General features: G+C 52.6%; 1 protein-coding gene. It reads right to left on the bottom strand.

The features are described 5' to 3' along the window. Positions 1 to 2,205: SusC/RagA family TonB-linked outer membrane protein (locus tag ACEW8P_RS10980; protein WP_373513127.1), on the bottom strand; the 2,205-nt coding region annotated here is incomplete at its 3' end. Positions 2,206 to 2,392: the final 187 nt, after the last annotated feature.

Genomic DNA, 2,392 nt, shown 5'->3' on the forward strand with positions numbered 1-2,392 from the left:
CTTCGTGTCGCGGGTGTACAGGTCGAACGAAAGATCCAGGCGGCTCCGCAACACCGTCAAGTCCAAGCCGATGTTCTTGGAAGTAACGGACTCCCAGGTAAGGTTTGGGCTAACCAGGCCCGCCGGAGAAACGAAAGGAACAGTACTATTATTGAACAGGAAAGGAGCTTGTCCGGTACCCATCGCTGAAATGTAGGGATAGTACAACTGATTGCCGTTGTTGCGGTTCTGGATCGTCTGGTTGCCCAAAGTACCGTAGGAAGCACGGAGTTTCAGGTTGTCGAGCCAGCCATTGGTACGCGCCATGAAGTTTTCGTTATTGATCCTCCAGCCCGCCGAGAAAGAAGGGAAGAAGCCAAAGCGACTATCCTTTGGAAAGCGCGAAGTACCGTCGTAGCGGCCGTTGGCTTCCAGCAGATAGCGGTCGTCGTAGTTGTAAGTCATCCGGTAAAAAACACCGCGCAGGGCCACGTGCGACTTCCCCCCCAGCGTCCGCTGTACGCCCGTCGTGGCGTTCAGGTCAGTGACGAGCGGCGTGATGAGCGAGCGAGCCTGGGAGTAAATCGAGCTATTTCTACCTGCCTCCTCGTTGTAGCCGACCATCGTCGTCAGGTTATGCTTACCCGTGTTTTGCAGCGTGTATTGCGCATAGGCATTTATGACATAATACTGATTATAACGATTGCGGTTCTCTATCCAGTCGTCGCCGCTGAATCCGTTGCTGAGCGGACTCTTAGCCAACAGGTCGGTATCCACGATTTCGATCTTGCTCTGCACGTCCTGGTACATCTCGTTAAAGAGGTTGTAGGAGAAATTCCCCTTGATCGTCAGGCCGGGAAGCGGCGTAAGCGTGGCCCCTTGCGTCAACCAAATGTCGTTTCTCGTGAAAGTCTCGCGGCCCCCATCCTGTAGATACGGGAAGAAGTTGGTGCCACCAAAGTACTTGCCGATGTACTGTGAATACTGGTCGCGGTCGCCGGGGGTTATGTAGAAAGGTAAGTCAGGGAATTGAATGGCCTGGATCGGGTTGACCCGCGCCAGCGAATTGATGTTCACATCCCAGTTGTAGAAGTGCGGCTTGTCGCTGTTCTGTGAGTTGAATACCACCTTGTTGTCGAGGTTCAGCCACTTGTTGACCTGGAAGTCCGCTTTTATCAGCATGTTGTAGCGCTTGAACGTTTCATTGTTCATCCGCAGATAGCCGTCTTTGCTGAAACGGCCCAGCGAGACGAAGAACTTGGCCTTGTCGCTGCCACCTGCCACCGACAGATCCTGCTGGTTGGTAGGAGCTAGGTCGGTCATAATTTTCTCCTGATAGCGATTAAAGCCATAGTACTGCAAACGGCCATTGACCACGCCCCATTCGTTGGCCGCAATGGGGTTCTCGGAGTATTTTTTCGTTGCTTCTACAAAGGCAGGGTCGTAAGAAGGGTTGCCGTTGGTACGGATGTTAGCCAGGTTCCGGGCCTGCACGAATGCGTAAGGATCGGTGACGTTATCCATGTTGAAGATGGGCTTGGACATAGAAAACTGCGACCCGAAGTTCACCTGTATTTTGCCCGCCTTACCACTTTTGGTCGTTACCAAAACCACCCCAAAAGCCGCCCGTGCACCGTAAACGGCAGCCGCCGAAGCATCTTTCAGGACGCTAATGCTCTCGATGTCGTTGGGGTTGATGCGGTTGATATCCATCGGCACGTTATCCACCAAAATCAGCGGAGAGCCGCCGTTGATGGATTCATAACCCCGAATGTTAAAGGTGGGCGACACGGAGGGGTCACCATTTCGCACCGTAATATTGAGGTTAGGAATAACGCCCTGCAATCCTTCGCCCGTGTTGGCGATGGGGCGATTCTCGATGCGCTTGGCATCGGCCACGCCCACGGCCCCGGTCAAGTTGACCTTTTGCTGGGTGCCGTAGCCCACTACGACTACTTCGTTAAGGATCTTATCCTCTCCAGAGAGGCTCAGATTAATGGTGCTGCGGTTACCCACTAGTTCTTCCTTGGAGCTGTAACCCACGAAGCTGAATACCAGGGTAGTGTTACCGCCAGGAATAGTAAGTTGATATTTGCCGTCACCATCGGAGGTGGTACCACGGGTGGTGCCTTTCACCACGATGCTCACGCCCGGCAATTCAGTGCCGGCTTCGTCTTTGACAACTCCAGAGACCGAGCGGTCCTGGGCGAGTGCTGTTTGTGACATATTTCCCAAGAGGAAGAATGTTGCCACAAATGCAAAGGGACGCCATATTAAGGCGTTCCGCAATTGCTCGGTAAACATTTTTTTCATAAATTAGCAAAAAGGTTAATTGTTGTTTTTAAGAAACTTACATTACTAAAACGTTGCTTTGGCGAGTGGACGCGTTAGTAAATTGACCTGGCGGTGGTAG

The sequence above is a fragment of the Persicitalea sp. genome (assembly GCF_041751555.1).
Taxonomy (GTDB): domain Bacteria; phylum Bacteroidota; class Bacteroidia; order Cytophagales; family Spirosomataceae; genus Persicitalea.